The organism is Kitasatospora putterlickiae (genome assembly GCF_039527695.1).
Lineage (GTDB): Bacteria > Actinomycetota > Actinomycetes > Streptomycetales > Streptomycetaceae > Kitasatospora > Kitasatospora putterlickiae.
Genome location: NZ_BAAAKJ010000010.1, coordinates 18,277 through 19,449, shown reverse-complemented (window position 1 = coordinate 19,449; position 1,173 = coordinate 18,277). Strand labels below are relative to the sequence as shown.

General features: G+C 73.4%; 2 protein-coding genes. One reads left to right on the top strand and one right to left on the bottom strand.

Translation table 11 applies throughout. From position 1 onward, the window contains the following. A partial coding sequence (locus tag ABD308_RS00965) for a LysR family substrate-binding domain-containing protein (RefSeq protein WP_344323445.1) occupies positions 1-628 on the bottom strand: 628 nt, incomplete at its 3' end. Between the two features lie 58 nt (positions 629-686). Here ABD308_RS00965 and ABD308_RS00960 point away from each other — a divergent pair. Then, positions 687-1,121 carry a DUF5997 family protein gene (locus ABD308_RS00960; RefSeq protein WP_344323434.1) on the top strand — a complete coding sequence of 145 codons (435 nt, stop codon included), beginning with the start codon at positions 687-689 and terminating at the stop codon, positions 1,119-1,121. The last annotated feature ends 52 nt before the right edge of the window (positions 1,122-1,173 follow it).

The following is a 1,173-nucleotide window of genomic DNA, read 5'->3' as shown; positions in this document are numbered from 1 at the left end:
CCGCCGCCGCGTTCTGGCCGCGCCCCCGGGAGCTGTTGACCGTCCGGCCCCGGACGATGCCGATGAACTCCTCCACCAGGTCCGTGGTCCGGTCCTCCAGCCAGGACAGCGCGACCTGGGACTGCGGGGCGTCCGTCATCGTCCGGTAGGTGAGGTCGCGCCGGTGGTGCAGGCGGGCCAGTGACTGCGGGACGAGCAGCACGCCGACCCCGGCCGCGACCAGTTCGATCGCGTCCGCCGTGGTCGCCGGCCGCTCGATGGCGGGGCGGCCGGGCAGCCGCCCCCACTCAAGCGTGTCGTCGAGCGGGTGGAAGACCACGTCATCGGCGAGGTCCTCGACGGTGACCTCCTCGGCCGCCGCCAGCCAGTGGTCCTTGGGGAACATCACCACCGTCGTCTCGGTGTACAGCGGGATGGCGCTCAGGCCGGTCCGGTCGACCGGCAGCCGCACCAGGCCCGCGTCCGCGTCGCCCGCCCGCAGCGTCGGCTCGGCATCGGCGGCGTCCACCGCGACCAGGGCGAGCGAAACGTCCGGCAGCCGCTCCGACCAGACGCGCGCCCACTTGCCCGGGGTCACGCCCGGGACGTACGCCAGCCGGAACGAGGGTGTCACCTGGATCTCTGTCACCCGACCAAGGCTACCGACCGTGACGGCGGGCGTCGGCCGCTCGCTTACCCTGGTGACCATGACATCGCTCAAGCAGAAGACCACGCAGACCATGAAGCCGGCGACGGCGGCGAAGAAGCTCGGGGTCTACCTCGGCGCCACCCCCGCCGACTTCCAGTCGGGCGTGATCTCCCGCGAGGAGCTCACCGCCCTGCAGACCGAGCCGCCGCAGTGGCTGCAGGACCTGCGCCGCAACGGCCCGCACCCGCGGTCCGTGGTGGCCACGCGACTCGGCGTCTCGGCGTCCGGCCTGGCGCGCGGCGGCATCACGGAGGCGCTCACCACCGAGCAGATCGAGGAGCTGCGGGAGGAGAACCCGGAGTGGCTCCAGCGTGAGCGCACGATCCAGGCGGAGGTCCGCAGGGAGACCGTCCGGGTCAAGGAGAAGCACGAGAAGGAGGAGAAGCGGCGCACCCAGGCCGCCGCCGCGGCCGAGCGCCAGCAGGCCCGCTGACCTGCGGCGTTCCCGCCCGCTCGAACACGCTTCCGCCTCGGCCCCCCCGCGT